This is a genomic window from Alkalibacterium sp. (assembly GCF_046484155.1).
Classification (GTDB): Bacteria; Bacillota; Bacilli; order Lactobacillales; family Carnobacteriaceae_A; genus Alkalibacterium.
The window spans coordinates 1-3,499 of sequence record NZ_JAWOBT010000057.1 but is presented as its reverse complement, the minus strand read 5'-3'; the positions used below and the strand labels follow the sequence as shown (position 1 = coordinate 3,499).

The 3,499-nt window shown below is 38.1% G+C and carries 7 protein-coding genes; 3 read left to right on the top strand and 4 right to left on the bottom strand.

The features are described from left to right. Nucleotides 1–116 precede the first annotated feature (116 nt). Entirely contained in the window at nucleotides 117–857 is a 741-nt protein-coding gene (gene truA / locus R6U02_RS04685; protein ID WP_410262477.1) for a tRNA pseudouridine(38-40) synthase TruA, read from the bottom strand. 282 nt (nucleotides 858–1,139) lie between these two features. Here truA and R6U02_RS04680 point away from each other — a divergent pair, with 282 nt between their 5' ends. Continuing rightward, nucleotides 1,140–1,568: a GNAT family N-acetyltransferase gene (locus R6U02_RS04680; RefSeq protein WP_410262476.1), complete on the top strand. Its 429-nt coding sequence runs from the start codon at nucleotides 1,140–1,142 to the stop codon at nucleotides 1,566–1,568. Nucleotides 1,569–1,659: 91 nt separating this feature from the next. Here R6U02_RS04680 and R6U02_RS04675 read toward each other — a convergent pair whose 3' ends face one another. Further along, nucleotides 1,660–1,836: a hypothetical protein gene (locus R6U02_RS04675; protein WP_410262475.1), complete on the bottom strand. Its 177-nt coding sequence runs from the start codon at nucleotides 1,834–1,836 to the stop codon at nucleotides 1,660–1,662. A gap of 5 nt (nucleotides 1,837–1,841) precedes the next feature. Further along, a complete protein-coding gene (locus R6U02_RS04670) occupies nucleotides 1,842–1,964 on the bottom strand; it encodes a hypothetical protein (protein ID WP_410262474.1) in 123 nt (40 codons plus the stop codon). Nucleotides 1,965–2,100: 136 nt separating this feature from the next. On the opposite strand from R6U02_RS04670, the gene R6U02_RS04665 reads away from it, so the two are divergent. After that, nucleotides 2,101–2,592, top strand: a complete 492-nt coding sequence (locus R6U02_RS04665; RefSeq protein WP_410262473.1) for a GyrI-like domain-containing protein — start codon at nucleotides 2,101–2,103, stop codon at nucleotides 2,590–2,592. Between the two features lie 341 nt (nucleotides 2,593–2,933). Further along, nucleotides 2,934–3,146, top strand: a complete 213-nt coding sequence (locus tag R6U02_RS04660) for a hypothetical protein (protein ID WP_410262472.1) — start codon at nucleotides 2,934–2,936, stop codon at nucleotides 3,144–3,146. Between the two features lie 82 nt (nucleotides 3,147–3,228). On the opposite strand, the gene R6U02_RS04655 is transcribed toward R6U02_RS04660, so the two are convergent. Further along, nucleotides 3,229–3,499 (bottom strand): hypothetical protein (locus R6U02_RS04655; protein WP_410262471.1); only part of this gene is annotated, 271 nt, incomplete at its 5' end.

Here is a 3,499-nt window from a genome sequence, read left to right as displayed (position 1 = left end):
GCCGAGGAATATGATCCCGAAACCGGTGAGTTTGCAGGCGAACTCAATCATACCTATAAAAAAGAGAGACTAAATTTAGTCTCTCTAAGAACATATATAAAGTGAGTATTGAATCTTTAATCGTAATAGACTTCATCTAAAAACAACCCTTGAGAAGGGACGGTTCTTCCTCCGTCACTTCGGATGCCGCTCTTGAAAACCTCATCAATTACTTCCAGCTCCATAGTTCCAGCACCGATATCGAGGATGGTCCCCATTATGATTCGGACCATCTTATGCAGGAAGCCTTCTCCTGTGAAGGTAAAGTGCAGCATGTTTCCTTCTTTTTCGATTGTTATATTTTCCAGGGTTCTGACGGTCGTTTTTTTCGATTTCTTGATTGCTGAATAACCGACAAAATCGTGTCTACCGATGAATTTAGAACAAGCTTCTTGCATTTTATCGATATCCAGAGGCTCAGGAAAATAGAAACTGTAGTTACGTTCGAATGCGGAAGGAATCATATGGTTCAAAACATAGTAACTGTACTGTTTTCCACTGGCATGATAGCGAGAGTGGAACCGTTCAGGCACTTCTTCCAGTTTTTTGACGATAATGTCTTGAGGAAGATTGTGTATCAGAATTTTCTGCATTTCCCCCAGATCCATTGTGGACTCTGTCTTGAAATTGGCGATTTGTGCTCTGGCATGTGTTCCGGCGTCAGTGCGTCCTGAGCCTACGATCTCAACGTCAGCCTTTGTCAGTTGTGAAAGGACGTTCTCGATTTTCCCCTGAATCGTCTTGTCTGAATCTCCAAGACGCTGCCAGCCTAAATAGCGGCCGCCATCATATTCAATCGTCATTTTTATGTTTCTCATTGTATCCCTCTTCATCATTTTATTTTGCCTATCTACTGATCTGGTTTACTATTAATACGATTATAAAGTGCTCTCTTATAATCCCATAAATCAGCCGAAAAACCTAATCAACATAATGAACAAGTCGTTTATTTTTGTGTAAGAGCGAGACACCTTCTAAAGCGATATCGCATGTCTCTCTATGATATACTAAATTTGAAGACTCAAGATGAAGAATTGAAAAACTATGCAGTACATACAATTGATTTCGGGAAAATATTTTCAAGAAAAGAGGAGATTACAATGAAAATACACACTGGAAAAGAAAAATGGAATCGAGCCGCAGCTTTATATGTTCGCATGCAGGTGTTTGTTATGGAACGAAGTATTCCGCTCAAGGAAGAATTTGATACAGAGGATCATGACGAAACGATCTATGTGGTTATTTATGATGGGGAGAAACCTGTGGCAACCGGACGATATAAACAGATCGACTCAGACACCGTCCGCCCTGGGAGAATCGCAGTTCTCAAAGAGTACCGGAAAAAAGGATTGGGAGAATCAGTGGTGAAAGAACTGGAAGACTTGGGTAGAGAGCAGGGATGTACGACATCAGTCATACACAGCGAACTAAGTGCAACCGGTTTTTACGAAAAACTGGGTTACACGAAAGTGTCTGACATCTATTATGAAGACGGCGCACCGTGCGTAACTTTGAAAAAATCGCTGTGAAAAGAGGAACCAGCAAGAGTGATTTTGTGTTGCATTAAAATCTATAAGAATAGAGTGACTAGAGAAAAAATATTCATTGCGTAATAAACGCTCAGTCATCATCCTTTAGCAGGTATTTAGAAGTATAGTAACTGAATAGTGTTGCGATAAATAAAAGAATGGAAAACAATGTCAAACGTCCGTCTAAAGCGATCAATTGCCAGATGAAAAAGAGTCCGAATAGTATATAAAAGGCAATTATGACAAAATATAATATTTTCTGTTTCAAGGTGATCAGTCCTTTCCGTATGGATCATCTTTATTAAAGGTGTTTTCATAAAAATGCATGCGTAAAACAGGATCCCACATCATTGATCGGTGAAGAGGTATATTTAAAAGCAACACAACTGGATTCATGATCACTCTCCTCGATTAAATAGTATACATATATAATAACAATGATAACGTATTCATTGTAGCGATAAGCTTGATTATATTCTTAAGCTCTTTTGTGGGTTTTTACATAAAACGGTCAAAGAATGGAGGAACAAGCATGGACTATAGAATTGTAGAGAAAGACCCCATTAAATTGATAGCCAAGGTCGAACAGTTTCCAAATGAGACAATTACTGACCAAGAAAATACAGAGAATACGATTCCTGAATTTTGGCAGAGAAGCATGGCCTCAGACGTTATGGAGGTTTTAAGGGAACACTCGGCGACAGCTGATATGTATGGGGTATGTGCACCCATTTCAACAGACAGGGACTATTTTGATTACGGGATTGGCATGCTGCATGATGGAAGTGAGGTTCCCCAAGGTTATCGTGTGTGGGAATTGACATCCAGATTATGGGCAGTTTTTCCATGTATAGGAGATGATCCTACATGCATCAGTGACACATGGGATAAAATCAGCACAGAATTCAAACGCGATGCAGACTACAGAATAGTTGACGAGACGGATTTTGAATTTTACGAAGAGGGAAAGCCGGGCGAACTTTTTTGTGAAATATGGATCCCTGTTGAGAAAAAATCAGAATAGAATGAGGCAATACAAAAAGCATTCGGCCACGTAGTGAATCTGAAATTAAAGATATATTTAAGAACAAATAGAAGGCCTTTTCTTTTTAAGAAAAGGCCTTCTATTTATCATTTATTAAACTGGTTATATGAGTGAAAACAAAAGTGAATAATCATTAAAGGCAATAAAACGAGAAAGTTAATCAAATTTAGAATTAGCTCTTGCGTATGATTATGTAAACTGTTACATTATTATGTAAGCGCTACTTTTTTGGCTTGTTGTTTCTAAAAAGAGTGAGCATAGCTAGCTGTTTTTTTAACTTCAATTATTAACTATAAACATATATTACAAGGGGTATAAACATGGAAAAAAGAGAGAAGATTGTTTTTGGTTTCAAATCAGTAATTGCATTCTATTTAATTTTTATGGTTCTAAATATGAGTCCAGTTGATCAGCTGAATATCTGGATGCAAATGGCCATTGCTGCCCTTATTGGCTTTACCATTAACGATATAATTGATAAACTATTGAATCTATTTGTCAGCAAGGAAAAGAAAGCGAACGATCAAGTTTGAATAGTCGTAATATTTGCTTATCGTCGATACATAAAAACGCCCCTTTCCATTTTCAGGAAGAGGGCGTTTTGTTTAGTGTTTATTATGCTGATTGTGTTTGTCTATGCGCTTTAACTGCTTCGGAAACTTGAACGCCGTATTGAGCAACTGTCCAAACCAAGAATAGTATAAATGGAATGAAGAACAATAACGATCCTCTGACAGGAGCTAAAGAAGCCACGTGATAATAGACGAGCGTGACGCCTGAAGTCATAAACCCATTGATATAAAGAGTTAATTGAGACAAGACACGTAGTTTACTCATGACATAACTGACTCCGGCTAAAACAAATGCGGTTAGAGCAGCGTAGCCA